The sequence below is a fragment of the Mangrovicoccus ximenensis genome (assembly GCF_003056725.1).
GTDB classification, from domain to species: domain Bacteria; phylum Pseudomonadota; class Alphaproteobacteria; order Rhodobacterales; family Rhodobacteraceae; genus Mangrovicoccus; species Mangrovicoccus ximenensis.
This window is the reverse complement of record NZ_QBKZ01000017.1, coordinates 213,862-239,922: the sequence shown is the minus strand read 5'-3', so window position 1 is coordinate 239,922 and position 26,061 is coordinate 213,862. Positions and strand designations below refer to the sequence as shown.

The following is a 26,061-nucleotide window of genomic DNA, read 5'->3' as shown; positions in this document are numbered from 1 at the left end:
GAGCGCCGCATGGCGCAGCATGCCGGGCGGCAAGATTGCGGACAGGGCCGGGCGGGTCCGGCCCGGATCGGCAAGGTCAGTCAGGAGGAACGCGCCCGCGCAGAGGCCCTGGGTCGCGCCGGGGCGGTCGATCACGGAGTCGATCCGGCCTCTCGGGGCCTGGAGGTCCGCAATGGGAAGGTCGCTCGGCATGTCCGCTCCGGCCGCTGCTGCCGGACCAGCTTTGGCGGGCGGGTCCGGCCTGTCAAGCGGCGGGGCGGCGGGCGGCGCCCCGGACCCCGTCCGGGACGTGCGCGCATCAGTCGCCGGTCAGTAGACCGGAACGTCGATCCCGGTCTTGTAGGAGGGCAGCACCACGACGGTGGCGTGCTGCTTCACCCGGGTCTGGATGTCGATCGCGTCCTGGTCGAGCATGCGGATGCAGCCCGAGGATACGGCCTTGCCGAGATATTGCGGCTCGCAGCCGCCATGGATGCGGTAGAGCGTATCCCGGCCGTCCTGGAAGAGGTAGAGGGCACGCGCCCCCAGCGGGTTGCCCGGGCCGCCATCCATGCCGCCATTGGCCGCCGAATAGGGTTCGTATTTCGGCATCCGCGCGATCAGCGTGTCGGGGGGCGTCCAGCGCGGCCAGGAGCGGGTGAACTGGACCACCGCATCGCCGTCCCATTCGCGGCCCGCGGCGCCGGTGCCGACGCCGTAGCGCAGCGCGTTGCCCTCTTCCTGGATCAGGTGCAGGTAGCCCGCATCCGGATCGACGACGATGGTGCCTTCCGCGTATTCCGGGAAGGGGTTGGCCACCACCTGGCGCCACAGGCGCTGCGGCACCACGCCTTCGGGCACGGCGGGGATGAAGAACTTGTCATCCACCGCGCCGTAGAATTCCGGAAGCTTCGGGGTCGCTTCGCGGAACGCCTGGGGCTGGGCGATCGGCTGGACGGTTTTTGGCTGGGCGCAGGCGGCGAGACTCGCGGCGGCTCCCGTGGCGAGGAAGGAACGTCGGGTGATCATTTGGGGATCTCTCATGAACTGATCTGATGGTCGTGTTGCGGCGGATCAGCCACGCCGCGGCGGGTCGAGAAGCCCGGCGGGATCGTGCTTCGCCCAGAGCCTCAGATCCGGATCGGGCCGGGGCACCTGGGCCGCGGGCCGTGCGGTTTCCGGAGATCCGACCAGCGTGCCGGGGTCGAAGGCACAGGCGGTTCCGGGCAGGCCGGCGATCCGGCAGCGGCTCAGGGTCGAGACGCTTTTCGGGGCCAGCGGCGCGCGCGTCTCCACCCGCTCCGCATGTGTGCGGAGCGGCAGCTCCCCGGCGGTGCGGGCAGCATGCACCCAGGCGCCCCAGGGAAGGAGCGCGACCAGGAGCAGATGGATCAGTGCGGTGCGAAGCAGCGACATGGGCATGATCATACTACGTCCGGCGCGCGGAGCCAGTTCCCCGTGGAACCGCTGCGCGGAACGTTGCCATCCTGCCGATCACGAAGCCGTGAGTCGGGCGGGCGCAATGTCGCGCGCGCCCGCAGCGCGGCGCCCGCAGGCGCCGCGGCCAGGACCGGGTCGAGCGCATGCAGGCGCTGCAGCACCGGATGGTCAAGGTCCTGCCGCTGCTCGCCGAGATCGACGACCTCCTGTCGGCGCGCAGCCTGAACGGGACGGAGCGCCGCTCGCCGCTGGCGCGGCGGGTCGGGGCTTGGCTGGAGCTGCCGGATGCGGAAGGGCTTGCCGGGGCCGATGCTCTGCTCGCCGATCTCGATGCCGAGATCGACCGCCTCGAGACCGGCGCTGCCGGCTGGGACGACCTGCTGCAGCTGCGCCTGGCAAGGCGGCTGCGCAACCTCGTCGAGGTCTGGCTCGACTGCCGGGTCCTGCGCTCCGACATCGCCACCGGCGAGACCCACCAGCTGCGCCATGTGCTCTCGGCCAGCTACCGCGGCACGCCCTCGGGCCATACCGATTTCGGCATGGCTCTGCGCTGTGCGCTTGCCCTCGTCGCGGTGATCCTGCTGACCTGCACCTTCTGGATCTATTCCGGCTGGTCCTATGGCGTCGGCGCCGTGCAGATCTCCAGCATCCTCTGCACCGTGCTGGCGATGATGGACAACCCGACCCCGGCGCTGAAGAAGATCTTCCCGCTGATGCTCTTGGCCTTCGGGCTGGCGCTGCTCTACCAGTTCGCGATCCTGCCGATGATCGACGGCTTCTTGCCGCTGGCGGCCGCGCTGGGGCTGCTGCTGCTGCCCTGCGGCGTGCTGCTGTCGACGCCGGGGACCTGGTTCACCGGCTTCCAGATCGGCGTGAACTTCATCTACATGATGACCTTCTCGAACCAGGTCCACATGAATTTCAGCCCCTTCGTCGGCGCAGGCATCGCCAGCTTCATCGGCGTGGCGGCCGCGGGCATCGCCATGGCCACCGTGCGTGCGGTGAGCGCCGAGCAGAGCGCGGGGCGGCTGCTGCATGCCGGATGGGACGTGGTGATCGACGTCGCCCGCGGTGTCCGCCGGGCCGATCCCGACCTCATGACCGCGCGGATGCTCGACCGATCAAGCCGCGTCACCTAAATTCAGCCATAGCTCCGACGGCGAGCGGCAGGTTCCAATCCTCGACTTGACATGGTATCATCAGACGCACGACCGCGCGCCAGCGCTACGCTCCTGCGCCGCCGCAAGGCTGTTGAGAGCCCCATTCCGGACTGTTGCTTTGGGAAATGGCCAAACCCATGCTCCCGTTTCACGGCGGAACGAATCTTGCACCACATGAGCTCACTGAAAGTGTTGAGGCACCCGTCACGAATTTTCCAAAGCGGCCGTCGAGAAAGGAATGGCATCGACGTTCTACAAATGGCGAACGAAGGTTCGGGACGTTGTCGGCATTAATTTTCTGTGCACATAATGTTACAGATTGCCGCAGAGTGAGATCGCGGGCCGCCCACAGATTGTTCACGCCAAAACTATTAGTTTACATATGGACACTTCTCTTGATTTGCCATCACGATAACGAGATATGTTGATCTTTCGTCGTGATGTCGGTGCTCCATGGCTGAAAAGTTCAATGATATTCGATAACGATACTACCGCACCAACCCTGCAATCTCTGATCGTGCCATCAGTTCTTCCGGAAGCAACTTCCGGCTATGCCAGTTTCTCAATCAGCGCGACTGCTCGGGATGACTATTCCGGAATTCGTTCGATCAGTCTCGCTTTCGGTGGGCTCGCATCTGGAGCAGTCTCCAGCTCCTCACGCTCCTCCAGTTCGTCCAGCGGAGGCTGGAGTTTTGGGGAGGTTGCAACCAGCTATAGCGTCAGCTTGTCTTCCCAGACAGGAATTTTGACAGTCGCGAGCGCGACAGTGGAAGATCTCGTAGGGAATCGCAGAACCTATGAAACCAGCGAGCTCAAGGCGCTTGGCATAAATACCGAGATACAGATCGGAAGCCTCGAAACGAGCGAGCCTCCAGCCACCGCAGATACGACTGCGCCGACCCTGCTCACGTTGGATATCCCGACGATCATCGATCTGGACAACGGCGAGGCGATCCTAGAGATTTCCGCGACTGCGGTCGATGACCTGATTGGGCAAGGGCGGCAGCGGCGCGCCCTGCGGCTGGCCGAGGATCTCCAGGGCGGCGCGCAGCGGCACGGGATTGTGCTCGGCATAGAGCGCCGAGACCACGGGCATCAGCCGCCGGTGCAGCGCGGTCGCCTCCGCCATCTGTCCCGACGCCGCCAGCCGGTGCAAAAGCGCCCAGGTCCGCGGGAACAGGCAGGAGGTCGCCAGCACGCCGCCCTTCGCCCCCATCGCGACATGCATCGGATAGACGTTCTCCTCGCCGGTCAGGATGTCGATCTTGCCGCCGGCAAGCTCCACCACCTTCATTTGCTGCGGCAGGCTGGGCGAGCAGGCCTTCATCGCGGTCACCCGCGTCTCGTTGCCGAGCGCCTCGACCGTTTCCGGCGCCAGGTCGATGCCGGTGCGGTAGGGGATTTCGTAGAGCATCAGCGGCAGCGCGACGGCGTCCGAGACGGCCTTGTAATAGTCGACAATGCCCGCCTGTGTGGGCCGCGCGTAATAGGGCGTCACCACCATCAGCATGTCGGCCCCCGCGGCCTCGCAGGCGCGGGCCGCCTCCAGCGTGTCGCCGAGGCCGGGCGACAGGATGCCCGCGATCACCGGCACGCGGCCCGCCACCGCCTCCAGCGTCACGTCGAGCACCCGCCGCGCGGGCCTCCGTCACGGCCCGCGACAGGGCTGCGACAGCGTCGGGATGATCGGCGCAGACCGCGATCCGCGCCATCTGGGCGAGCTTGGCCAGCCGGGCGAGCCGCGCCCGGCCCACCACCTCGTTGGTCACGAGGATGTCGGTGATGCCCTCCCGGATCAGCGCCTCGGCCTCCGAGACCTTCTGGCAGCAGACCCCCACCGCCCCGCCGCGGGTCATCTGCAGCCGCGCGATATCGGCCGATTTGTGCATCTTGGCATGCGCGCGCAGATCGACGCCAAGCCGTTCCGCATCGGCGCGCATCCGGTCGATATTCGCCTCCAGCTGGTCGAGATCGAGGATCAGAGCCGGGGTGGCTATGGCCTCGACCGGATCGCCGATCCGCGCCGGGATGTCGTAGCCGGGTTCAGGCATTTTCTTCCTGTCTTTCTTCCGCGGCTGCGACCGTCTTCGCGGCGAGCACGATCTCCAGGCTGCCGGTTGCCGTCACCTTCGCCACTGCGCCGGGCGGCACCAGCGTGGTCGCATCCGGGTCGGTGACGATGCAGGGCCCCTGCGCCTCGCTGAGCGCGGTGCGCGGGATCACCGGCGCATCGAGCCAGCCGGCCGCGCCGAAGAACGCCCGCTGGGTCGAGGCCGCCCTCCCCGAGGCGGAAGGCATCGGGACGGGAGTCTGGGATGTCGATGCCGATGGCATGATCCGCCATCTTCGCCATGTCCTGTCCTTGCCATGCGTGGCGCAAGCACGCGCAGCCCCTCCCGCGACGTTGCCCTGCAACGCCGCGGGAGGGCGGCAGTGCAGGCCCATGGTGAAGACGGCGGCAGCTCCTGCTCACTCGCGGTCCGGTCGAGCTGGGCAGACACGATCCGGCCGCCATCGGTCCGAGAGAGATGCCGAACGTCCAAATCAGCGCCGCGTGCTCGATGGCACTCTGTTGCGCCCTGGTTGTCCGGTCCTGTCTCGCGACCGTTGCGCCAAGCTGCTCTTGGCCCTCCGCTCCGACGTCTCGCGGCCGATGGCTGGCCTTGCGCCGCCATGGCCGGAGCCCGGCAGGTCTCTCCGCTCTTCATCAAGGCCCGGACGATCCGCGCCGCTCGCGGTGCGCTCGGACCGGTGGCGCGTCACCGCCCGCTGTCCGCCCGCGCCAGGTGCCCCGGTCCGCCGGAGCGGCGGGGGCGGCAGGGCGGGGCGCCGCCGCGGCCAGCTCGTAGCGGTTGACCGGCGTTTCCGAGATGGCCTCGTCGATGCCGAGTTCCACCTGCCATTCCAGGCAGAGGCGCAGCTCGTGATGGGTGAGGGACTCGATCATGTCCCAGAGCTAGGCGAGGCGGCGTCCGGGGTAAATCCCCCGCGGGGCCGCAGAGCCTGCCCGGCCATGAAAAAGGCCAGCCCGGAGGCTGGCCCTGCGCTGTCCGCCGGGGCGGGCAGGCTCAGACGAAGAATTGCGCGCCGTTGGCGGAGATCGTCGAGCCGCTGATGAAGCCCGCATCGTCGGAGGCGAGGAAGCAGACGCAGCGCGCGATTTCCTCGGGCGTGCCGAGGCGGCCGACCGGGATGCCCGCGACGATTTTCTCGCGGATCTTCTCGTCGATCGCCATCACCATGTCGGTGCCGATATAGCCCGGGCAGACCGCGTTGGCGGTGATGCCCTTGGCGGCGCCTTCCTGGGCGAGCGACTTGATGATGCCCAGATCGCCGGCCTTGGTGGCGGCGTAGTTGACCTGGCCGAACTGGCCCTTCTGGCCGTTGATCGAGGAGATCACGATGACCCGGCCGAAGCCGCGCTCGCGCATCCCCGGCCAGACCGGATGGATGGTGTTGAAGACGCCGGTCAGGTTGGTGTCGACGACCTGGTTCCACTGTTCCGGGGTCATCTTGTGGAACGGCGCGTCCTTGGTGATGCCGGCATTGGCGACGACGACGTCGATCGGGCCCAGCTCGGCTTCGACCTGCTCGATCCCGTCCTTGGAATCTTCGTAGTCGCGCACGTTCCACTTGTAGACCGCGATTCCGGTCTCTTCCTTGAATTCCTTGGCGGCGGCGTCATTGCCCGCGTAAGTTGCGGCAACCGTGTACCCTTCGGCGGCCAGTGCCTTGCAGATTGCCGCGCCGATGCCGCGCACCCCGCCGGTGACCAGTGCTACTCGTCCCATTTTCGTCCCTCTCTCCTAGGGTTTGCTGGTTTTTCGCTCCGGCCGCATCCCGAAGGACGGCTGCCGGGCTGCGCGCCTGCCGGAGCAGGCGCGCCATGTTTCCGGCCGACGCGGATCAGGGGCGCTCGACGCAGAGCGCAACGCCCATGCCGCCGCCGATGCACAGCGTGGCGAGGCCCTTCTTGGCGTCGCGGCGCTTCATTTCGAACAGCAGCGTGTTGAGGACGCGGCAGCCCGAGGCGCCGATCGGGTGGCCGATGGCAATCGCGCCGCCATTGACGTTCACCTTGGCCGGATCCCAGCCCATGTCCTTGTTCACCGCGCAGGCCTGGGCGGCGAAGGCTTCGTTGGCTTCGATCAGGTCGAGGTCGTCGACCTTCCAGCCGGCCTTGTCCAGCGCCTTGCGCGACGCGTAGATCGGGCCGACGCCCATGATCGACGGGTCGAGGCCGGCGGTGGCGTAGGACTTGATGTGGGCGAGCGGTTCGATGCCGCGCTTCTCGGCCTCGGCGGCGGTCATCAGCAGAACGGCAGCGGCGCCGTCATTGATGCCCGACGCGTTGGCCGCGGTGACCGAGCCGTCCTTGGCGAAGGCCGGGCGCAGCTTCTGCATCGCCTCGATGGTGGCACCCTTGCGGATGTACTCGTCGGCATCGACGGTGATGTCGCCCTTGCGGGTCTTGATCAGGAAGGGGACGATCTCGTCGGCGAACTTGCCTGCGGCCTGGGCGGCTTCGGCCTTGTTCTGCGACGCGACGGCGAACTCGTCCTGCATCTCGCGGCTGATCTGCCACTTTTCGGCGACGTTCTCGGCGGTCTGGCCCATGTGGTAGTTGTTGAACGCGTCCCACAGGCCGTCATTGATCATCGTGTCGATGTATTTCATGTCGCCCATCTTCTGGCCCTGGCGCAGCGCGGCGGCATGGGGGCTCAGCGACATGTTCTCCTGGCCGCCCGCGATGACCATCGAGGTATCGCCCAGCATGATGTGCTGTGCGCCGAGCGCGACGGCGCGCAGGCCCGAGCCGCAGACCTGGTTGATGCCCCAGGCGGCGGCTTCCTGCGGAAGGCCGGCCTTGATATGCGCCTGGCGGGCCGGGTTCTGGCCCTGGGCCGCGGTCAGCACCTGGCCGAGGATGGTTTCGGACACGTCTGCCTTGTCGATGCCGGCGCGGGCGACGACGGCCTCGATCACGGCGGCCCCAAGGTCACTGGCCGGGGTGTTGGCGAAAGACCCCAGGAAGCTGCCGACGGCGGTGCGGGCAGCCGATGCGATTACGATACCGGTCATGAGTAGGTCTCCCCCTTCTCCGATTGAGCCCGGGTCGAACCCGGACCGACGTATTCTGCTTAGGGAGAGAGACAGGGCGGGGGCAACGGACAGATGGTCTCATGTCGCCTCACGATGGCTTGTGAAGGGCGGATATGCGCCCCTCGGGGGCTGTTTGGCGCGATCTGGCGCGAATTGCAGGCTCAGCCGGCCGCGGCGCGCTCGATGTCCGGGCGCCAGGGCGGGCGGACGGTCGGCGCGCCGAAATGGTAGCCCTGCAGGCAATCGACCCCGGCGGCGGCCAGGAAGGCGGCATCCTCGCCGCTTTCGACGGTCTCGCAGACGGTGAACATGTCGAAATGCTGCGCGACCGAGACCATGGCCTGGATAACCACCTGGTTGTCGGGGCTGGCCGCCACGCCGCGGACGAAATCGCCGCTGATCTTCGCCATGTCGAAGTAGAAATCGCGCAGGTTGCGGAAACTGGTGTAGCCCGCGCCGAAATCGTCCAGCGCGAAGGCGATGCCCTTGGCCTGGATCTCGCCCATGAAGACGGCAATGAGGTCGGGCACCAGCATGGCCGAGCTTTCGCTGATTTCCAGGATCAGCCGTTCGGCGATGCTGGGATGGGCGGCCAGGCCGCGTTCCAGCGTTTCCGTCCAGGGGCGGTAGCCGATCGAGCGCGCCGACATGTTGATCGACAGCCGGAGCGAGGGTTCGTTGGCCAGTTCCTGCAGCCCGAGATCCAGCGCCAGCGCGTCGATCTTGCGGCCGAGTTCCTGGCTTTCGACCACGTCGATGAAATCCCGCGCCGGGATGATCCGGCCGGTTTCGTCGAGGATGCGGATCAGCCCTTCGTGGAAGGCGGGCTTGCCGGGCTGGCGCGCCTGCACCACCGGCTGGAAGGCGAGCAGCGCGTTGCGCCGCTCCAGCGCCTGGCGGACCATCGCCAGCGTGTTGCGGTCGCGTTCGGCCGCGGCGATGTCCAGCGGGTCCTGCCCCTGTGCCTGCGCCCTGTTCTTCTGTGCCATGACGCTCTCCTTCCGGAGGGAATCCTGCGCGCGGAGCTTTAATTTTGACTTAAGTTCCATGAATGTTCTAAATCCTGCGCAGCAGGGGAGATGATCATGGACGGCAGATGCGGCTGGTGCGGCGAGGATCCGCTCTATGTGGCCTATCACGACACGGAATGGGGCGTGCCCGAGCGCGACGGCCGCGCGCTGTGGGAAAAGCTGGTCCTCGACGGGTTCCAGGCCGGGCTTGCCTGGATCACCATCCTGAGGAAGCGCGAGGCCTTCCGCGAGGCCTTCGAGGGGTTCGAGCCCGAGGTGATCGCGCGCTGGGGCGAGCCCGAGGTGCAGCGGCTTCTGGGCAATGCCGGGATCGTGCGCCACCGCGGCAAGATCGAGGCGACGATCGGCAATGCCCGCGCCTATCTCGACTTCGGCAGCCCGCAGGCGTTTTCCGATCATTGCTGGAGCTTCACCGGCGGCGATGTCCTGCAGCCGGGCCGCGCCGCGATGGCGGATGTTCCGGCCGAGACGGCCGAGTCGCGGGCGCTGTCGAAGGACCTGAAGAAACGCGGCTTCCGCTTCTGCGGGCCGACCATCACCTATGCCTGGATGCAGGCCTGCGGGCTGGTGAACGACCATGTCGCAAGCTGTCCGCGGCATCGCGACCTTGGTGGCAGCTGACGCGCTGCGGCGCAGAGAACGCTTTACTTGCATGCGTGTTTCGCGCCATTATCCGCGCCGATGGTTCCCGCGCGCCCCAGGCAAGCGGGATGAGAAAGGGAACACGGTCAGGCGTACCCATCAGGGACCGAATCCGTGACTGCCCCCGCAACTGTAGGCGGCGGCCGACCCCAGGAAGCCACTGGACCCCGACAGGTCCGGGAAGGCGGGGAAGGCGAGGGCCGCGAGTCAGGAGACCTGCCATCGGAAGGCCCCGCGAGGGGCGCCAACTCATGCCGCACGGCGGGTGCGGAAAGGACAGAGACATGCATATCGAACCTGGCGTCGTGAACGGCGCGAAACTTGGCCTTTCGGTGGTCACGGCGCTCGGCGGCTTCGGCATTGCCGCCAAGATGGCCTGGCAGACGGCGAAGGAAAGCGGCGCGGCCGCTCTGGCGGGGCGCTCGGACGAAGCGCTGCAGGAACTGCGCCGCGGTGACCGAGCCCGCCGGACGCCCGGCGCTGTTCTTGATGTCGGCGATCGAGGATTTGATCATCCGGTCGTAGCCCGGCGCCAGCGGCATCCGCCAGGCACCCTCGCCTTCGGCCTTCGCCGCCGCGAGGAAGCTCTCGGCGAAGCNCGTCATCGTTGGAATAGGTCGGCGCCATCTCGTTGCCGAGCGCGACGATCGCCGCGCCGGTCAGCGTCGCCAGATCGATGATCGCCGACGGCTTGAAGGTCTCCTGCGCGTACCAGAGCACGTCGCCGAGCACGAGGCGGCCTTCGGCATCGGTATTGTTGATCTCGACCGTCAGGCCCTGGGCCGAGGTCACGACATCGCCGGGGCGCGTCGCCATGTGCGAGGGCATGTTCTCGACCAGGCCGACCAGGCCGACCACGTTGGCCTTGGCCTTGCGCAGCGCCAGCGCCCGCATCACCCCCGAGACGACGCCCGCGCCGCCCATGTCCATGGTCATCTCTTCCATGCCCTGGGCGNGGCTTCAGGCTGATGCCGCCGGTATCGAAGACCACGCCCTTGCCGACCAGCGCCAGCGGCGCCTCGTCGCCGCCGCCGTTCCAGCGCATCACCACGACGCGCGACGGGCTGGCCGAGCCCTGGCCGACGGCCAGCAGCAGCCGCATGCCGAGCTTCTCCATCGCCGCCTCGTCGAGGATCTCGATTTCGAGCCCGAGCTCTTCCATCGCCTCGAGCTGCGCGGCGAAGTCCAGCGTGCCCAGCACGTTTGCGGGAGCCGAGGTCAGGTCGCGCGCGAAGAACACGCCCTCGCAGACCGCCGCCTGGTCCTTCGCGGCTGCGGCCACGGCCTCGGGCTTCGAGACCATCACCGTCACCGGCCCCTGCGGCTCGGCCGCCTTCGATTTCATGTCGCCATAGGCATAGGCCCGCAGCGCCAGGCCGAAGGCCAGCTCGGCGGCATGCGGCAGCGCGCCCGCCAGCACCAGCACCGGCTTGATGCCCTTGGCGCGGGCGATGGCCGAACCTGCCTCCGGGCGGGCAGGGGCAATGCGGGCGAGAAGGCGCTGGCAGGGCGGGCGGATCCTGCGCTAGGGGAGGGAGGCAGGCGCCGCCGCGGCGCGGGGCCGGGCCGCATCTGCATCGCGGCCGGCCGCATACAGGAAGGACAGGACACATGACCCAGGCGCTCTTCATCCAGATCCGCTGCCGCCCCGGAACCACCTACAAGGTGGCGGATGCGATCGCGCTCAAGGAACTGCATTCCGAGCTCTACTCGACCAGCGGCGAATACGACCTCCTGATGAAGCTCTACCCGCCGGAAGACGCCGATATCGGCAAGTTCATCAACGAGCAGATCCTCGGCATCGACGGCATCGAGCGCACCCATACCATCGTGACCTTCCGGCCCTGGTAGGCCGCGCAGGGAAAAGGGGCGGCACGCGGCCGCCCCTCCCGGTTTCCGGTCCTGGCAGTGGTCAGGCGAAGATCAGCTCGTCCACGCCATAGGCCGTGCCGGCCAGCAGGCCCTCGCTTGCGAAGGCGAGCCCGTTGATCGTCTCGGCATTGTGCGCGGTCTCGGCGTCGTAGGTGGTCTCCTCGCTGGCGACGAACCAGGCGGTGGCGGCGGAGCCGTCATCCTCCATCCGCGCCATGCGCAGGTTGGCGGGGTCCTGGCCGGCGAAGCTGGTCAGGATGGCCGCGACCAGCGGGTCGGTGCCGACCTCTTCGGCGAAGCTCCAGGGCGTGGGCTCGCTGTCGAAGATGCGGCCGGTCGAGAAGGCCTCCGCATCGACCACGCCCCAGTCCACCAGCCCGTCTGCCGCAGCGGCGTCGAGGGCCGCCCAGCCGATGACCTCGCGGGCATGCCAGCTGTCCGAGGCTTCCGATTCCTGCATCGCATAGCTGAAGCCGGTCTCGGTGATGTCGGCGGCCCGGACGATGTCCCATTGCCAGCCATTGTCGGTCTGGACCTGGAGCATCAGCACCGGGGCTTCCTCGAAGGCCGTGTCGAAATAGACCTGGTGGAAGACATCGGTGGCGCCGCCCTCGAACTCGGTCGTGCCGACCTGCAGCAGGCTGCCGTCATCGAGCTGCCAGACGCCCTGCTCCAGCGCCAGGAGGGTGACGTCCTCGAGGACATGCACGCCGTCATAGCCTTCGGGTTCCTGCAGGTACATCGACACGCCGGTTTCCGTGATCTCGGTGAACTCGACGGTTGCCGCGGCCCTGCCGTTCAGCGTGGCCGGGGTGGCGAAGACCACCGCATTGTCGAGCATCGCGCCGCCCTGGAAGTCGACGGTGACCTCGTTGTGGTTCAGCGTCACCTTCTGGACCGTGCCGATCACCGACTCCGCGTCGACATAGGTGCCGGCCGGCTGGTACTCGATGTTCAGCCGCATGTCGTAGAGCTTGGCGGCATCCTGCTGGTCGCCCTTCACGTAGAGCGCCGTGTCGAGGAAGTTCTGTTCCAGCACCGCCCCGTTCGGCGTCACCGCCGAGAGGATCAGCCCGCCGGGCAGCGCATCGCCCGCGCCGAGCGTGCCGTTCACCATCGACCAGCCGGCATCGATGATGCCGTCTGCATCGACGTCGAGCGTGCCCGGATCGATGGTCATCCAGCCTGCGCTGGCGGCCAGCGGCGAGTCGCCCGCCCAGTCGAGCAGGTTCAGCGTCGTGGTGGTCAGCTCGCCGGTGTCATACTTGATGTTGTCCGACTGGAACGGCGGCTCGCTGTTCTCCTCGAGCGGGATTTCCAGCCCCGGCAGATCCTGGCCGAACTTGTTCGGGGTCAGGCGCCAGCGCGGGCCGGAGACCAGCGCATCGCCATGGAAGCCCGCGGCAGCGGCATCCTCCGGCGTCCGGAAGCTTTCGTAGACATTCGCGAAGGGATTGTCCGGATAGACGTCATAGGACCACTCGAACGGCTCGCGGTCGATCGTGGTGTACCACGCGGCGGTCAGCCCCTGCTCCATGTCGGCGGTCGAGAAGTCGAGATCCGCCGCAGCGGCAAGCGCTGCCAGGGACAGGTCGCGCAGAACGGTGCCCACCGCGTTGCCCTCGGCATCCTCGTTGCGGTAGCCGACCAGCACGCCGTCGGGATCATGGACGGCGGTGCCGCCCGCGGACATGTCGATATGGCCGGCGGCGTCGAGCTTGAAGTAGCTCGGCAGCGCGGTGCCGGTGCCGTCATAGCTGTCGACCGGCGAGACCCAGAGCGTGTTCGACGCGTCGTCCGGGTCGGTCACGACATAGTAGGAGGGCAGGCGGCCGATGGCGGCCTCGTTCTCGAAGTCTTCCGGGCGGATCTGGTCATTGGGATTGTTGGTGATGGTGTGGGTCACCACCAGCTCGGCCTTGGTGACCACGAAGCCGCCGGAGCCGTCTTCCAGGCTGTCGGCCACGCCGTTGCCGTCCTCGTCGCGCGTCCATTCCTCGGGCAGCGCGATATTGGCCTCCATCCGGACGTCGTTCGGGCGCTTCACGGCCTCGCCCCAGCGGTAGAGCAGCTTGCCGTCATCCTTCACGGTGACGGAATAGTCCTGGCCGTAGGCGATGTTGTAGGTGACGCTCGACTCGTTGGCTTCCAGCACGTCGGCGATGTCGGCATCGCCGCCATAGCCGTTCAGCCACTTGTCCTGCACGTCGATCGTGCCGTCATTGCCCAGATCGACCGCGCCCACGAGGATGTCCTCGGCAGTGCCGTCGCCATCGGCGTCATATTTCACGGTCTGCTTGGTGATGCGGTAGGTGTCCATCACCCCGTCGCGGTCGAAGTCGAGATCGGCCATCACCGCGTTCAGGCTGGGATCCGTGCTGTCCATCGCGCTCTGCAGCGCGGTCACGACCTCCTTGAGATAGAGCTCGTGCAGTGGCCCCATCTCGAAGGCGCCCAGTTCGTCCGGCTTCAGGTCGAGCAGCTTGAGGTCGTTGTCGAGCGGGCCGAGCGCGTTCGGGTCATCGGGATAGGCCTGGTCGGACAGCACCGACACCATGGTCGCGTAATGCTCGGTGGAGGCCTTCACCAGTGTCCCGCCGAGCCCCATGGACCATGTGCCGAAGGGCGCGCCGGACAGGAACTCGTCGGTCGGCGCGTTATGCACCGCCAGACCCACCGTGTTGCCGTCGATGTCGTAGATGTTGCCGGCGTACCCTTCGCCGTAGTCGCCGTCGAGTTCCTTTTCTTCGGCGCCGATGAAATCGTTCACGTAGAAGCCGAATTCGCTGTCGATGCCGTAGAGAATGTCGCCGTCATGGTCGACATAGGGCACCACGACCGAGCCGGTGCTGTCGAGCATCGACATGTCGTCCGGATATTGCACGCCCGAGAATGTCGATGTCAGGTCATTGACCGAAAATGTATGTAGTGCGGATGCATAGGTTGCCATTGTCCTATCCCCCCCTCGTCCCTTCTGCGCACCGCAGCGATATTGCCGCGGCCTGATGCGCAGCCGAATCTAACGCCCGCTGCCGCCGGACGGGCATGATTCACATCAAGTTATTCAAATTTGAATTTACCCGTTCGGTTCAGTTCGCGGCATCACCCGGTTGTGGCGTCAGCGTCACTGGACAGGCGCGTCCGGAAGGGGGAGTCTGCGGCAGGTTCCGGGCCGCACCGGGACTGCCGCGATTTCCGACTGAGGAGCCCCCATGCGCCTGACCCGCCGAACCTTCCTTGCCTCGACCGGTGCCGCCGTCGCGCTGCATCCCTTTTCGCTGCGGGCGCAGTCGAACCAGGCGCATCTGCGGCTGATGGAGACCACGGACATCCATGTCCATGTCTTCCCCTACGACTACTATGCCGACAAGCCGGTCGACACGGTGGGCCTGGCGCGCACCGCCTCGCTGGTCGGCGAGATCCGCGCCGAGGCCTCGAATGCGCTGCTTTTCGACAATGGCGACTTCCTGCAGGGCAACCCGATGGGCGACTACATCGCCTATGAGCGCGGCATGGGCGAGGGGCGCACCCATCCGGCGATCGACGCCTTCAATGCGCTCGGCGTCGATGCCGCGACTCTCGGCAACCATGAATTCAACTATGGCCTGCCCTTCCTCGACGCGGCGCTGAAGGGGGCGGCCTGCCCGGTGGTCTCGGCCAATGTGGTGACCGCCAAAGGGGAGACGCCGGATCAGGACGAGACGCTGCTGCCGCCCTATGTGATCCTCGATCACGACCTGGTCGACGGTTCGGGCGAAAGCCAGCCGATCCGGATCGGCGTGATCGGCTTCGTGCCGCCGCAGATCCTGCAATGGGACCGCGGCCATCTGGAAGGCAAGGTCGAGACCCGCGACATCGTCGAGGCGGCCGAAGCCTGGGTGCCGGTGATGAAGGCCGAGGGCGCCGAGATCATCGTGGCGCTCTGCCATTCCGGCATCGGGTCTGCTGTACACGAGCCCGGCATGGAAAACGCCGCCGTGCCGCTGGCCGCGGTCGAGGGGATTGACGTGATCTTCACCGGCCATAGCCACCTCGTTTTCCCCGGCGCCGATTTCGAGGGCTTCGAGGCGGTCGATGCCGCGGCGGGCACGATCCACGGCAAGCCCGCGGTGATGGCCGGGTTCTGGGGCTCGCATATGGGGCTGGTCGACCTGCTGCTGGAGCGCGGCGAAAGCGGCTGGACCATCGCCGAGGCGCGCTGCGAGGCGCGGCCGATCTACCTGCGCGGCGAGGACCGCACGGTGACCCCGACGGTGGAAAGCGTGCCTGCGGTGCTGGAAGCGGTCGAGACCGCCCATGCCGCGACGCTCGACTACATCCGGCGCCCGGTGGGCAAGACCGACGCGCCGCTCTATTCCTATTTCGCGCTGGTCGCCGATGACCCTTCGGTGCAGATCGTCTCGCAGGCGCAGGAATGGTACATCGCCCAGATGATGCGGGGCACCGAATGGGAGGGGCTGCCGATCCTGTCGGCGGCGGCGCCCTTCAAGTCGGGCGGCCGCGGCGGGCCGGACTACTATACCGACGTGGCCGCGGGCGATATCGCGATCAAGGACGTGGCGGACCTGTACCTCTATCCGAACACGGTGCGCGCGGTGAAGATCGACGGCGCCACGGTCAGGGAATGGCTGGAGCGCAGCGCGGGCATGTTCAACCAGGTGGCGCCGGGCGCCAAGGACGCGCCGCTCTTGAACCCGGATTTCCCCAGCTACAATTTCGACGTGATCGATGGGGTGAGCTACCGGATCGACCTGAGCCAGCCCTCGAAATACGGGCCGAAGGGCGAGCTCGAGCACCCGGAGGCCAGCCGCATCGCCGACCTGCAATTCAACGGCGCCCCGATCGATCCGGCGCAGGAGTTCATCGTTGCGACCAACAACTACCGCGCGGGCGGCGGCGGCAACTTCCCCGGAGCGACCCAGGAGAACGTGGTTTTCGAGGCGCCCGACACCAACCGCGACGTGATCGTGCGCTATATCGTCGATCAGGGCACGGTCAGCCCCGAAGCCGACGGCAACTGGTCCTTCGCGCCGATGGCGGGCACCAGCGTGGTCTTCGATACCGGGCCGGCCGGGCGGGACTTCGCGCAGAAGGTCGAGGGCGTGCGGATCGCGCCGGTCGGCGAGGCCGAGGGCGGGTTCTACCGCTACCGCATCCAGCTCTGAAAACGGATGCGCCCCCCGGAGGGCTGGTCTCCGGGGGGCGTCCGCGCGGGGCCGGGGGGGGGGAGGGTGCCCCGCGCCGTGGTCAGTCGGAGATGGCGCCTTCCTCGTCGCGGCGGGCATGCATCTTGGCCTTGACGCGCGCGCCGATGACCAGCGGCAGCACGAAGCCGATGATGGCGACCGCCCAGAGACCGATCGAGAGCTGTCGGTCAGCCGCGAGGGGCTGTGGCTGCGCCAGGGCANTCGACGACGAACAGACCGCGATCCGTGCCACCCGCACCAATCTCAACGGCACGGTGCTCTACGACACGGTGTTCTACGGCTTCGACCCCGAGGGCACGCCGGTCTACCGCATCAATGCCGCCNGAAGCCGCGCTGACCCCGGGCGGCTGGCAGCTGAAGGACGCGAAGGTCTGGGACCTCGCCAATGACGAGATCCCCGAGGCCGCCGCCGAGACGCATGACAGCTACCTCCTGCCCTCGGACCTGACGCCCGAGCAGATCCGCGACAGCTTCGGCACGCCCTCCTCGATCTCGATCTGGGCGCTGCCGGCCTTCATCCGCCAACTCGAGGCGGCGGGATTCTCGGCGAGAAACCACATCGTCTGGATGCAGGCCGAGCTGGCGCGGCCGCTGAGCTTCGTCGCCATGGTCTTCATCGGCGCGGTGTTCACGCTGCGCCACACGCGGATGGGGCGCACCGGGCTGATGGTCCTGCTGGCCGTCCTTNTCGGGCTTCCTCGTCTATTTCATCGCCAACCTGGCCCAGCTGATGGGCCAGAGCGGCCAGCTTCCGGTGGCGCTCGCCGTCTGGAGCCCCTCCATCGCCGCAATCTGCCTTGCGCTTGCCGCGCTCCTGCATTTCGAGGACGGATGACCCTGGACACCGCCCCCCTTTCCGCCGGACCTGCCGTCCGGTCCCGCCGCTTCCTCGCCGCTGCGCTGACGGCCTTCGCGCTTGCCGCCGCCCAGCCGGCCGCCGCGCAGGAAGGCCCGGTCACGCTGGTCGCCGATTCCGTGATCGTCGAGGCGGAAAGCGTGCTGACCGCCGAAGGCTCGGTCGAGGTCTTCGCCGACGGCATCCGCATGACCGCCTCGCGGCTGACCTATGACCAGTCCAACGACACGCTGGCCGTCGAGGGGCCGATCACCCTNGACCGACGGGCCCGAGACGCTGGTGATCGCCGATGCCNGCCGACCTGTCTGCCGACCTGCGCGAGGGCATCGTCGAGGGCGTGCGGATCATTCTCGGCCAGCAGGTGCAGATCGCGGCCAGCTCGGCGCAGCGCCAGCAGGGCCGCTTCACCGACCTGCGCGACGGCATTGCCACCAGCTGCGAGGTCTGCAGCCCCGGCGAGACGCCGCTCTGGCACATCCGCGCGCGCCGGGTGATCCATGACGAGGAACGCCGCCGGATCTATTTCCAGCACGCCCAGTTCCGCATCTTCGACATTCCGGTGGCCTACCTGCCGGCGATCTCGACGCCCGAGCCGGGGGTCGAGCGCGCCCGCGGCTTCATGGTGCCCTCGATCGAAAGCTCCAGCCTCTACGGCAACGGCGTGAAGCTGCCCTATTTCGTGCCGCTCGGCGACCATGCCGACCTGACCTTCACGCCGTTCTACGCGACCGATTTCTCCGGCAGGGAGACCAAGACGCTGGAAGGCCGCTACCGCCAGGCCTTCGTCAACGGCGACATCGAGTTCAACGGCGCGGTGACCCAGGACANCGGTGGAACCCGGCACCCGCGCCTACCTGTTCGGCACCGGCCAGTTCGCCCTGCCCTGGCAGACCGAGCTGAGCTTCCGCATCCAGCTGGTCACCGACGACACCTATCTGAACGACTACGACTATTCCGGCGCGGACCGGCTGAAGAACCGGATCGGGCTGACCCGCATCGTCGGCGACAGCCGCGCCGAAGGCAGCGTCACGGTGCATCACNTCGCTGCGCGACGACNGAGGACAACGACANCCATCCCGACGNCTGGTCGGCAATGCCCNGCTACGACCGGCGCTGGCAGGTGNTCCGGCCTGCCGGGATATGTCGATTTCTCGCTGATCGGCCATGGCCACGAACGCACCTCGGACACCGACATCGAGGGCCGCGACATGGCCCATGGCCGCGCCTTCCTGCGCTGGGGCAACGAGATCACCGCCGGCCCCGGCATCCGGATCGCGGCCGATGCCCGTGCCATCGGCGACGTCAAGCACATCGTCGAGGACAGCCGCTACGAGAGCTACCAGTCGGCGCTGACCCCCGGCGCCTCGCTGACCGCCTCGCTGCCGATGAAGAAGGCCGGGCAGAACGGCGTCTCCTACCTGCTGGAGCCGATGGCCCAGGCGGTCTGGGTCGGCGATTACGACATCGACAGCCCCAATGACGACAGCACCCAGCCCGCCTTCGATGCAGGCAACCTGCTCGGCTACCAGCGCTATCCGGGGCTCGACCGGGTCGAGGACGGGCTGCGCGCCAACCTGGCGCTGCGCTGGCAGCGCTTCGATCCGTCGGGATGGACGCTGGGACTGACCGGCGGGCGCATCCTGCGCCGCGACAGCGAAAGCGGCTTCACCCCCGGCACCGGGCTCGGCGGCGAGCGGTCCGACTGGCTGACCCAGATCGAGGTCGATTACGCCGGCCTGACGCTGCGCAACCTGGCGCTGATCGCCGATAACGGCTCGGTGACGCTCAACGAGCTGCGGCTGGGCTACATTTCCGCCAAGTTCGACCTGGCGGCGGGCTATGTCTGGCAGATCGAGGACGAGGCGCTGAGCCAGGACGAGGATCTCAGCGAGATCACCCTCGACGGCAGCTACGAGATCAGCGACAGCTGGAGCGCCGAGATGGACCTGCGCCGCGACCTGATCTCGTCGCGCACGACCCGCGCGGGGCTGGGGCTGAGCTGGAGCAACGAATGCGTCAGGGTTGATCTTTCCGGCGACCGGCGGTTTAGAAACAGCGACGGCGCAGAACCGACCTATTCCTACGGCCTGACCGTGTCGCTGACCGGTTTCGGCACGGGCGGAGCGCAGAACCGCCCGCGCACGGGCCGGTGTTCATGATAAGGAAGAGCGTATGCTGATAAATGTCCTGCGGAGCGCCGGCGCGGCGCTGCTTCTCGGCCTTGGCGCACTGGCCCCGGCTGCGGAGGCGCAGTCCGCCTTCGACCCGGTGGTGCGCGTCAACGAAAGCGTCATCACCCGCTATGAAATCGACCAGCGGCTGGCGTTCCTGACCGTGCTGCGCCAGCCCGGCGTGTCCCGCGACAGCGTCACCGAGGCGCTGATCGACGAACGGCTGCAGCTGGCCGCCGCGCGGCGCGGCAATGTCGAGATGACCGAGGAGCAGCTGCAGGCGGCGATGGAGGAATTCGCCGCCCGCGCCAACCTGACCCCCGACGAGTTCNATCGCGGCGATCGGCCAGCAGGGCGTCTCGCCCGAGACCTTCCGCGACTTCGTCCGTGCCGGCACCGCCTGGCGGGAAGTCGTCCGCTCGCGCTTCGCCTCGCGCGCCCGGGTCTCCGACGAGGAAATCGACCGCGCCATCGCGCTCGGCACCGGCCAGGGCTCGGTCCAGGTGCAGCTTGCCGAAATCGTGCTGCCGCTGATGCCGGAAACCGCGGGTCTGGTCCGCGAGCAGGCCGATGCAATCCAGCGCATGGAAACCTTCGGCGAATTCTCGGATGCCGCGCGCGAACTGTCCGCCTCGCCCTCGGCCGGCAATGGCGGATCGCTCGGCTGGATGCCGCTGTCGGATCTGCCCGAGCAGATCGCGCCGGTCTTCCTGTCGATGGCGCCGGGCGATGTCACCCCGCCGCTGCCGCTGCCCAATGTCGATGCGATCGCGCTGTTCCAGCTACGCGGGCTGCGCGACTCGCGCCCCGGCGTGATGCAGAATGTCGAGCTCGACTACATGCTGGTGCGCACCCCGCAGGGCGCCGCCGCCGCCGAGATGGCGCGGCTGAAGCCGCAGGTCAGCACCTGCGACTCGCTCTACTCCTTCGTGTCCGACCCCGACCGCACCCGGATCGAGCACGTGACCGAGCCGCGCGCCGAGACCGCCGCGGGCGTACGCGGCGCGGTCGACCGGCTCGACCCGCTGGAACTGGCGGTCCTGCCCGGCAATTCCGCCATCGTGATGCTCTGCGCGCGCACGCCGATCGCAGGCGCGGATCTGAGCCGCGACGACCTGCAGCGCCGCCTGTTCGGGCGCAAGCTCGAGGACCTGGCCGCCGGCTACCTCGCCGAGCTGCGCGCCAACGCCTATATCGAGCGCATGTGATGGCCCTTGCCCCGATTGCCCTGACCTGCGGCGAGCCCGCGGGCGTCGGTCCGGAACTCGCGCTGCTGGCGCAGGCCCGGCTGGCCTCGGAACTGCCGTTCTTCTGGATCGGCGATCCGCGCCACCTGCCCGAGGGCGCGCGCTGGCACGAGATCGCCGACCCGTCCGAAGCTCTGGNAGCCTGCCGACAGCCTGGCCGTGCTGCGCCATGATTTCGCCGGGGACGCCGTGCCCGGCCGNCCCCGATCCGAAGAACGCGATCGGCGTGATCGAGGCGATCGCGCGGGCCGTCCGGCTGGTGCAGGAAGGCAAGGCCGGGGGCGTCTGCACCCTGCCGATCCACAAGAAGGCGCTGAAGGACGGGGCTGGCTTCGCCTATCCCGGCCATACCGAATACCTCGCCCATCTCGCAGGCAGCGACCGCGTGGTGATGATGCTGGCCGCGCCCGAGCTGCNGCGTCGTGCCGGTGACGATCCACATTCCGGTCGCCGAGGTGCCGCAGGCGNCTGAACGCCGAGCTGCTGGAAGACACCATACGCATCACTGCCGCCGNCGCTCGCCCGCGATTTCGGCATCGCCGCACCGCGCCTCGCCGTCGCCGGGCTGAACCCCCATGCCGGCGAAGGCGGCGCGATGGGCCGCGAAGAGATCGAGATGATCTCGCCCGTGCTCGACCGCCTGCGCGCCGATGGGCTCGACCTTTNCCGGGCCGTCCTCGGCCGACACGATGTTCCACCCGGCGGCACGCGCCCGCTATGACGCGGCGATCTGCATGTATCACGACCAGGCCCTCATCCCGATCAAGACCGTCGATTTCGCCGGCGGCGTCAATGTCACGCTGGGCCTGCCCTTCATCCGCACCTCGCCGGATCACGGCACCGCCTTCGACATCGCCGGAACCGGCACCGCCGATCCGACCTCGACCATCGCGGCGCTGCGCCTCGCCTGGGAGATGGCCGNGGCGGAGNGGAAGCGGCGTGAGCGGCATCGACAGCCTGCCGCCCTTGCGCGAGGTGATCGCCGAGCACGGGCTTTCGGCGCGCAAATCGCTGGGGCAGAACTTTCTCCTCGACCTGAACCTGACCGCGAAGATCGCGCGTTCGGCGGGCGACCTCACGGGCTGCGACGTGCTGGAGATCGGCCCCGGACCGGGCGGGCTGACCCGCGGCCTCCTGGCCATGGGCGCGCGCCGCGTGGTGGCGATCGAAAAGGACACGCGCTGCCTGCCGGCGCTGCAGCAGATCGCCGAGGCCTATCCCGGGCGGCTCGAGATCATCTCGGGCGACGCGCTGGAGGTCGACTGGGCGGCGCATCTGAACGGTCCGATCCGGGTCTGCGCCAACCTGCCCTACAATGTCGGCACCGAGCTTCTGGTGCGCTGGCTGACGCCCGAGACCTGGCCGCCGCTCTGGCAGAGCCTGACGCTGATGTTCCAGCGCGAGGTGGCCGAGCGCATCGTCGCGGCGCCGGGGTCGAAGGCCTACGGACGCCTCGCGCTGCTGGCGCAGTGGCGCGCCGAGGCGCGGATCGTGATGGACCTGCCCGCGCGGGCCTTCACCCCGCCGCCCAAGGTGAACTCGGCCGTTGTCCATGTCACCGCCCTGCCCGAGCCGCGCTATCCGGCCCCGGCCGAAGGCCTGTCGAAGGTCGTCGCCGCGGCCTTCAACCAGCGCCGCAAGATGCTGCGCTCGTCGCTGAAGGACCCGCTCGTTGCCGGACTGGCGCTCGATCGCGCGTTCGTAGGCCTTGGAGGAGACCGCGACCAGCGGATTGGCCAGCGCCACCACCAGGCAGCCCAGCACGAAGGCGGTGGCCGCGGGCGAGATCAGGCTCCTGAGCGCCGACCGCCCGGTGGCGCGGGTCACGACCAGCTCCGAGGTGCGCGCCAGCGTGATGAACATGGTCACCGTGCTCAGCAGCACCACCAGCGTCAGCACCTGGTAGAGCACTTCGGGCAGGTGCAGCGCCGCGAGATAGCTCAGATGCAGGAAGCCCAGCTCGCCCGCATCGTAGCGCCGGACATGCTCGAGGAGGTCGACGAGCCAGATGAACACGGTGAAGCCCGACAGGATGATCGTGAAGATCGTCAGGTATTTCCGCGCGAAGTAGAGATGCAGGATCATGCGCCGTGCCTCCGCCGTCTCAGCGCCAGGCGCATCGCGTGCAGCCGCCCGCCGCCGAGCCACAGCAGCAGCATCGAAATCGCTCCGGCCAGCCCGGTCGGCGCATAGATCGCAGGCCAGGCGGCGGGACTGTCGCGGGCGATGTCGGCGGCGGCATTGTCGAAGACCTTCACCACCACGACCAGCAGCACGGCGAGCACGATCTGCCGCCACAGGCCGAACCGGCTGAACGTGCCCAGAAGCAGCGCCGAGAAGCCCATCACGCAGAGTGCCGGGGTCAGCGTGCTCTCGGCGAAGCGCAGATGCGCCTCGCGGCGCAGCCAGGCCGTGTCGCGGCGGGTGCGCTCCTGCAGCGCCTCGGAGGCGGCCAGCAGCTGCGGCGTGGAGACCTGGCGGGGATCAAGCCTGCGCTGCGAGGCCTCGCCGACCATGTTGCCGACAGAGAAGGTGAAATCCTCGAAGCGGGTGATGGCCAGCCGCTCGGTGTCGAGATCGAGGCTCTGCGCCATGCCGTCGAGCATGACCAGCTTCGGTCCGGTGTCGTCGCGCAGGAACAGCGCCTGCTCGGCGGTATAGGTGACCGCGCGCCCGGCCTCGCGGCGGTCCGAGATCATCAGGCCGCGGATCACCCCGTCGGCATCGATTTCGCGCACGTAGATCGTCACGCCGCTGACCGGGTGCTGGAAGCTGCCGGGCACCAGCAGCCGCGACGAGGCGGCATCGGCCAGCGCGGCCTCCTTGTCGTTGAGCCGCGCCATCGAGGCGGGCACCAGCACATGCGCGAGAATGCCGATCAGGAGCCCGGCGATGCAGCCGAAGGCCAGCACCGGCCGCGCCAGGCGGAAGCCGGAAAAGCCGGTGGCCTGCACGACCACGAGCTCGCTGTCCGAATAGAGCCGGTTGCAGACCTGGATCACGGCGAGGAAGGCGGCGATCGGCAGCACCAGCTTGACCAGCGTCGGCAGGGTCAGCAGCGTCAGTTCCAGCACCAGCAGGCCCGAACTGCCCGCCCCCATGAACTGGTCGATCAGGATGACCGCGCGGTTGATCCAGTAGACGCCGACCAGCACGAGCGCGAAGAAGCCGAAAACGAGCATGAGCTGTGACAGCAGGTATCTGTCAAACCTTCCCATGCACTGCCCTCGTTTCTCCGTTTTGTCCGCACCCTATAGGATTGCCCCGGAGGGGAAAACTCCTAACTGGCCAATCCTTCCGGGCCGGGCTAGGGTCCGCCTGACAGACCGAGGACCTTCGATGACCACACCTGCAAGCATCCATTTCCGCGAGCCCGACCTGGAACTTCTGGCCACTTTCGAGGGGCGGGTCGTGACCTTCGTGACCGCCGATGGCCGTCTGGACCAGCTGGGGCGCCGGGTCAACAGGCTGACCAAGGGCGCGCTCGACCGCGCGGCCTCCAGCCCGGCCTTCGCGGCGCTCGGCATGGGCGAGGCGCTGGAGATGGGCTTCCCCTCCGGGATGGCGGCGGATGCCGTGCAGGTGGTCAAGCTCGGGCGCAAGCCGCGCATCGACGAGGTGCTTCCAGAACATCCCCGGCAGCATACTGCCCGATGACATCGCCTAAACCGATCCGGAGGACCCACACATGACCATTTCACCCCAAGAGCTGAAGACAGCGCTCGGCTCCGGCCTGCTGTCCTTCCCCGTCACCCATTTTGATGCGGAAAACCGCTTCCAGGCGGAAAGCTACCGCCGCCATGTCGACTGGCTGGCCGGCTTCGACGCGCCCGTGCTCTTCGCCGCGGGCGGCACCGGCGAGTTCTTCTCGCTCGCGCCGCGCGAAATCCCCGGGATCGTCGCCGCCGCCAAGGAAAGCTCCGGCAAGACCGCGATCGTCTCGGGCTGCGGCTACGGCACGGAAATGGCCGTCGAAATCGCCCAGTCGGTGGAGAAGACCGGCGCCGACGGCATCCTGCTGCTGCCGCATTACCTGATCGACGCACCGCAGGAAGGTCTCTACCGCCACATCAAGGCAGTCTGCCAGTCGGTCGAGTTCGGCGTCATGGTCTACAACCGCGACAACGCCGTGCTGCAGGCCGACACGCTGGCGCGGCTCTGCGACGACTGCCCGAACCTGATCGGCTTCAAGGACGGCACCGGCGATATCGGCCTGGTGCGCCAGATCACCGCGAAAATGGGCGACCGGCTGACCTATCTGGGCGGCATGCCGACTGCGGAGCTCTTTGCCGAGGCCTATCTGGGCGCGGGCTTCACCACCTATTCCTCGGCAGTGTTCAACTTCGTCCCGGCGCTGGCAAACCGGTTCTACACGGCGCTGCGGGCCGGCGACCGCGCCACCTGCGAGACCATCCTGAAGGATTTCTTCTATCCGTTCATGGAGCTGCGCGCGCGCCGCAAGGGCTATGCCGTCTCGGCGATCAAGGCCGGCGTCCGGCTGGTGGGCTTCGAGGCCGGTCCGGTCCGCGCGCCGCTCGACGACCTGACCGCCGAGGAGGAGGCGATGCTGCAGGCGCTGATCGACGCGCAGGAGGGGCTGCTGGCTGCGGCCTGAGGCTCAGGCGCCCTGCCTCTGCAGGGCGCGGTAGCGCCGGAGGCTGCCCTTGAGATGGCTGCGCATCGCGGTCCGGGCAGCCTCCTCGTCGCCGTCGAGGATCGCGTTGACGATCGCCTCGTGCTCGGCATTGATTTTCCCGATGTAATCGGCAGGCACCTCGGCCGCCTTGCCCAGCGACCGGCGCGGAATGGCCGCCGCGCCCAGCAGCGTCAGCATCTGGCAGAAGCGCGGATTGTTCGTGGCTTCGGCAATCGCCCGGTGGAGCGCCAGATCTGCCTCGGCCGACCCGTCCGTTCCGCCCGCCGCCTTCACCTCGCGCAGCCGGTCGAGGATCTGCGCTTCCTGCGAGGGGCTGCGCCGCATCGCAGCCAGCCCCGCCGCCTCGACCTCGATCGCGGTGCGCAGCTCCAGGAGTTCCATCACCGCCGGCAGGCTCGTCATGTCCAGCTCCAGCGGCGAGAACGGCGCCGGGTCCTCGGCCGGTTCGGTCACGAAGATGCCCGCCCCCTGGCGCGGCTGCACCAGCCCGTCGGCGCGCAGCGTGGCCACGGCCTCGCGCACCACCGTGCGGCTGACCCCGTGATCGCGGGTCAGCTGGGCTTCGCTGGGCAGGCGGTCGCCGGGCTTGTACTGCCCGCTCTCGATCAGCGCACGCAGGCTGGCGCAAAGCTGTGCGACAAGGCTTTCCTTGCCTCGGGGAGCTGGGTTGTCTGACTTTTCGGCGGTCACGGGCAT

At 68.0% G+C, this 26,061-nt stretch carries 20 protein-coding genes, 7 pseudogenes and 1 riboswitch; of the genes and pseudogenes, 12 read left to right on the top strand and 15 right to left on the bottom strand.

Translation table 11 applies throughout. The features are described from left to right. Nucleotides 1-309: 309 nt before the first annotated feature. Both C7T91_RS24850 and C7T91_RS24845 read right to left on the bottom strand, forming a co-directional pair. Entirely contained in the window at nucleotides 310-1,008 is a 699-nt protein-coding gene (locus C7T91_RS24850) for a L,D-transpeptidase (protein WP_108262149.1), read from the bottom strand. A 45-nt stretch (nucleotides 1,009-1,053) separates the two neighbouring features. After that, on the bottom strand, nucleotides 1,054-1,395 hold the full coding sequence (locus tag C7T91_RS24845; protein WP_145963013.1) for a hypothetical protein: 342 nt from the start codon (nucleotides 1,393-1,395) through the stop codon (nucleotides 1,054-1,056). Nucleotides 1,396-1,547: 152 nt separating this feature from the next. Between C7T91_RS24845 and C7T91_RS24840 the strand changes: the two are divergent. Then, nucleotides 1,548-2,558, top strand: a pseudogene (locus tag C7T91_RS24840) (FUSC family protein); the annotation flags it as partial. Between the two features lie 976 nt (nucleotides 2,559-3,534). Here the strand turns inward: C7T91_RS24840 and C7T91_RS24835 are convergent. The 7 genes and pseudogenes from C7T91_RS24835 to C7T91_RS24805 all read right to left on the bottom strand — a co-directional run bounded on the left by C7T91_RS24835 (nucleotide 3,535) and on the right by C7T91_RS24805 (nucleotide 8,671). Next, on the bottom strand, nucleotides 3,535-4,209 hold the full coding sequence (locus C7T91_RS24835; RefSeq protein WP_108262143.1) for a dihydrodipicolinate synthase family protein: 675 nt from the start codon (nucleotides 4,207-4,209) through the stop codon (nucleotides 3,535-3,537). Between the two features lie 25 nt (nucleotides 4,210-4,234). Continuing rightward, nucleotides 4,235-4,630: pseudogene (locus tag C7T91_RS38110) on the bottom strand (alanine racemase); the annotation flags it as partial. Beyond that, complete coding sequence (locus C7T91_RS24825) at nucleotides 4,623-4,877, bottom strand: hypothetical protein (protein ID WP_108262141.1); 255 nt, start codon at nucleotides 4,875-4,877, stop codon at nucleotides 4,623-4,625. The gene C7T91_RS24825 and the pseudogene C7T91_RS38110, both read right to left, overlap by 8 nt. A 409-nt stretch (nucleotides 4,878-5,286) precedes the next feature. Then, entirely contained in the window at nucleotides 5,287-5,526 is a 240-nt protein-coding gene (locus C7T91_RS38720) for a hypothetical protein (RefSeq protein WP_201742250.1), read from the bottom strand. Nucleotides 5,527-5,647: 121 nt separating this feature from the next. Further along, entirely contained in the window at nucleotides 5,648-6,370 is a 723-nt protein-coding gene (phbB, locus tag C7T91_RS24815; RefSeq protein WP_108262139.1) for an acetoacetyl-CoA reductase, read from the bottom strand. 115 nt (nucleotides 6,371-6,485) lie between these two features. Then, nucleotides 6,486-7,661: an acetyl-CoA C-acetyltransferase gene (locus C7T91_RS24810; protein WP_108262137.1), complete on the bottom strand. Its 1,176-nt coding sequence runs from the start codon at nucleotides 7,659-7,661 to the stop codon at nucleotides 6,486-6,488. Nucleotides 7,662-7,843: 182 nt separating this feature from the next. Continuing rightward, nucleotides 7,844-8,671, bottom strand: a complete 828-nt coding sequence (locus C7T91_RS24805; RefSeq protein ID WP_108262135.1) for an EAL domain-containing protein — start codon at nucleotides 8,669-8,671, stop codon at nucleotides 7,844-7,846. 96 nt (nucleotides 8,672-8,767) lie between these two features. Here C7T91_RS24805 and C7T91_RS24800 point away from each other — a divergent pair, with 96 nt between their 5' ends. Further along, nucleotides 8,768-9,334, top strand: a complete 567-nt coding sequence (locus C7T91_RS24800) for a DNA-3-methyladenine glycosylase I (protein WP_108262246.1) — start codon at nucleotides 8,768-8,770, stop codon at nucleotides 9,332-9,334. Between the two features lie 44 nt (nucleotides 9,335-9,378). After that, a riboswitch (cobalamin riboswitch) is annotated at nucleotides 9,379-9,593 on the top strand. Nucleotides 9,594-9,777: 184 nt separating this feature from the next. On the opposite strand, the pseudogene C7T91_RS24795 reads toward C7T91_RS24800, so the two are convergent. Then, nucleotides 9,778-10,832: pseudogene (locus C7T91_RS24795) on the bottom strand (leucyl aminopeptidase); the annotation flags it as partial. Nucleotides 10,833-10,966: 134 nt separating this feature from the next. On the opposite strand from C7T91_RS24795, the gene C7T91_RS24790 reads away from it, so the two are divergent. Beyond that, nucleotides 10,967-11,206 (top strand): Lrp/AsnC ligand binding domain-containing protein, encoded by a 240-nt coding sequence (locus C7T91_RS24790; RefSeq protein ID WP_108262133.1) that lies wholly within the window; start codon nucleotides 10,967-10,969, stop codon nucleotides 11,204-11,206. A 61-nt stretch (nucleotides 11,207-11,267) separates the two neighbouring features. Here the strand turns inward: C7T91_RS24790 and C7T91_RS24785 are convergent, their stop codons facing one another. Next, nucleotides 11,268-14,177 carry a hypothetical protein gene (locus tag C7T91_RS24785; protein WP_145963012.1) on the bottom strand — a complete coding sequence of 970 codons (2,910 nt, stop codon included), beginning with the start codon at nucleotides 14,175-14,177 and terminating at the stop codon, nucleotides 11,268-11,270. Between the two features lie 262 nt (nucleotides 14,178-14,439). Between C7T91_RS24785 and C7T91_RS24780 the strand changes: the two genes are divergently transcribed. From C7T91_RS24780 to C7T91_RS24765, 3 genes are all read left to right on the top strand, one after another. Next, nucleotides 14,440-16,392, top strand: a complete 1,953-nt coding sequence (locus C7T91_RS24780; protein ID WP_108262129.1) for a bifunctional 2',3'-cyclic-nucleotide 2'-phosphodiesterase/3'-nucleotidase — start codon at nucleotides 14,440-14,442, stop codon at nucleotides 16,390-16,392. Between the two features lie 357 nt (nucleotides 16,393-16,749). Further along, the gene (locus tag C7T91_RS24770; RefSeq protein ID WP_108262125.1) at nucleotides 16,750-17,784 is read left to right on the top strand and encodes an LptF/LptG family permease; all 1,035 of its coding nucleotides are present in this window, start codon (nucleotides 16,750-16,752) and stop codon (nucleotides 17,782-17,784) included. Between the two features lie 336 nt (nucleotides 17,785-18,120). Next, a complete protein-coding gene (locus C7T91_RS24765; protein ID WP_108262123.1) occupies nucleotides 18,121-19,449 on the top strand; it encodes an LPS-assembly protein LptD in 1,329 nt (442 codons plus the stop codon). A 141-nt stretch (nucleotides 19,450-19,590) separates the two neighbouring features. Here C7T91_RS24765 and C7T91_RS31860 read toward each other — a convergent pair whose 3' ends face one another. Then, nucleotides 19,591-19,773, bottom strand: a complete 183-nt coding sequence (locus C7T91_RS31860; protein WP_145963011.1) for a hypothetical protein — start codon at nucleotides 19,771-19,773, stop codon at nucleotides 19,591-19,593. A 191-nt stretch (nucleotides 19,774-19,964) separates the two neighbouring features. Here C7T91_RS31860 and C7T91_RS24760 point away from each other — a divergent pair, with 191 nt between their 5' ends. From C7T91_RS24760 to rsmA, 4 genes and pseudogenes are all read left to right on the top strand, one after another. Beyond that, on the top strand, nucleotides 19,965-20,669 hold the full coding sequence (locus tag C7T91_RS24760; protein WP_108262121.1) for a peptidylprolyl isomerase: 705 nt from the start codon (nucleotides 19,965-19,967) through the stop codon (nucleotides 20,667-20,669). Nucleotides 20,670-20,877: 208 nt separating this feature from the next. Continuing rightward, nucleotides 20,878-21,429: pseudogene (locus C7T91_RS40020) on the top strand (4-hydroxythreonine-4-phosphate dehydrogenase PdxA). Continuing rightward, nucleotides 21,359-21,556, top strand: a pseudogene (locus C7T91_RS40015) (4-hydroxythreonine-4-phosphate dehydrogenase PdxA); the annotation flags it as partial. The pseudogenes C7T91_RS40020 and C7T91_RS40015, both read left to right, overlap by 71 nt. 91 nt (nucleotides 21,557-21,647) lie before the next feature. Continuing rightward, nucleotides 21,648-22,373 (top strand): annotated as a pseudogene (gene rsmA, locus C7T91_RS24750) (16S rRNA (adenine(1518)-N(6)/adenine(1519)-N(6))-dimethyltransferase RsmA); the annotation flags it as partial. A 54-nt stretch (nucleotides 22,374-22,427) separates the two neighbouring features. Here rsmA and C7T91_RS40010 read toward each other — a convergent pair. Together C7T91_RS40010 and lptF are read right to left on the bottom strand one after the other, a co-directional pair. Then, nucleotides 22,428-22,793: pseudogene (locus C7T91_RS40010) on the bottom strand (LptF/LptG family permease); the annotation flags it as partial. Beyond that, the gene (lptF, locus tag C7T91_RS24740) at nucleotides 22,790-23,890 is read right to left on the bottom strand and encodes an LPS export ABC transporter permease LptF (RefSeq protein ID WP_236638490.1); all 1,101 of its coding nucleotides are present in this window, start codon (nucleotides 23,888-23,890) and stop codon (nucleotides 22,790-22,792) included. The pseudogene C7T91_RS40010 and the gene lptF, both read right to left, overlap by 4 nt. Nucleotides 23,891-24,047: 157 nt before the next feature. Between lptF and C7T91_RS24735 the strand changes: the two genes are divergently transcribed. Both C7T91_RS24735 and kdgD read left to right on the top strand, forming a co-directional pair. Next, nucleotides 24,048-24,365 (top strand): hypothetical protein, encoded by a 318-nt coding sequence (locus C7T91_RS24735; RefSeq protein WP_108262117.1) that lies wholly within the window; start codon nucleotides 24,048-24,050, stop codon nucleotides 24,363-24,365. A 37-nt stretch (nucleotides 24,366-24,402) separates the two neighbouring features. Next, nucleotides 24,403-25,323 (top strand): 5-dehydro-4-deoxyglucarate dehydratase, encoded by a 921-nt coding sequence (kdgD, locus tag C7T91_RS24730; protein WP_108262244.1) that lies wholly within the window; start codon nucleotides 24,403-24,405, stop codon nucleotides 25,321-25,323. Between the two features lie 3 nt (nucleotides 25,324-25,326). On the opposite strand, the gene C7T91_RS24725 is transcribed toward kdgD, so the two are convergent. Continuing rightward, on the bottom strand, nucleotides 25,327-26,055 hold the full coding sequence (locus C7T91_RS24725; protein WP_236638489.1) for a FadR/GntR family transcriptional regulator: 729 nt from the start codon (nucleotides 26,053-26,055) through the stop codon (nucleotides 25,327-25,329). Nucleotides 26,056-26,061: the final 6 nt, after the last annotated feature.

What these genes read in the sequence shown, in the direction of transcription:
- C7T91_RS24850 (WP_108262149.1), bottom strand. Translation starts at nt 1,008, where the DNA reads ATGATCACCCGACGTTCCTTCCTCGCCACGGGAGCCGCCGCGAGTCTC.
- C7T91_RS24845 (WP_145963013.1), bottom strand. Translation starts at nt 1,395, where the DNA reads ATGTCGCTGCTTCGCACCGCACTGATCCATCTGCTCCTGGTCGCGCTC.
- C7T91_RS24825 (WP_108262141.1), bottom strand. Translation starts at nt 4,877, where the DNA reads ATGCCTTCCGCCTCGGGGAGGGCGGCCTCGACCCAGCGGGCGTTCTTC.
- C7T91_RS38720 (WP_201742250.1), bottom strand. Translation starts at nt 5,526, where the DNA reads ATGATCGAGTCCCTCACCCATCACGAGCTGCGCCTCTGCCTGGAATGG.
- phbB (WP_108262139.1), bottom strand. Translation starts at nt 6,370, where the DNA reads ATGGGACGAGTAGCACTGGTCACCGGCGGGGTGCGCGGCATCGGCGCG.
- C7T91_RS24810 (WP_108262137.1), bottom strand. Translation starts at nt 7,661, where the DNA reads ATGACCGGTATCGTAATCGCATCGGCTGCCCGCACCGCCGTCGGCAGC.
- C7T91_RS24805 (WP_108262135.1), bottom strand. Translation starts at nt 8,671, where the DNA reads ATGGCACAGAAGAACAGGGCGCAGGCACAGGGGCAGGACCCGCTGGAC.
- C7T91_RS24800 (WP_108262246.1), top strand. Translation starts at nt 8,768, where the DNA reads ATGGACGGCAGATGCGGCTGGTGCGGCGAGGATCCGCTCTATGTGGCC.
- C7T91_RS24790 (WP_108262133.1), top strand. Translation starts at nt 10,967, where the DNA reads ATGACCCAGGCGCTCTTCATCCAGATCCGCTGCCGCCCCGGAACCACC.
- C7T91_RS24785 (WP_145963012.1), bottom strand. Translation starts at nt 14,177, where the DNA reads ATGGCAACCTATGCATCCGCACTACATACATTTTCGGTCAATGACCTG.
- C7T91_RS24780 (WP_108262129.1), top strand. Translation starts at nt 14,440, where the DNA reads ATGCGCCTGACCCGCCGAACCTTCCTTGCCTCGACCGGTGCCGCCGTC.
- lptF (WP_236638490.1), bottom strand. Translation starts at nt 23,890, where the DNA reads ATGCTCGTTTTCGGCTTCTTCGCGCTCGTGCTGGTCGGCGTCTACTGG.
- C7T91_RS24735 (WP_108262117.1), top strand. Translation starts at nt 24,048, where the DNA reads ATGACCACACCTGCAAGCATCCATTTCCGCGAGCCCGACCTGGAACTT.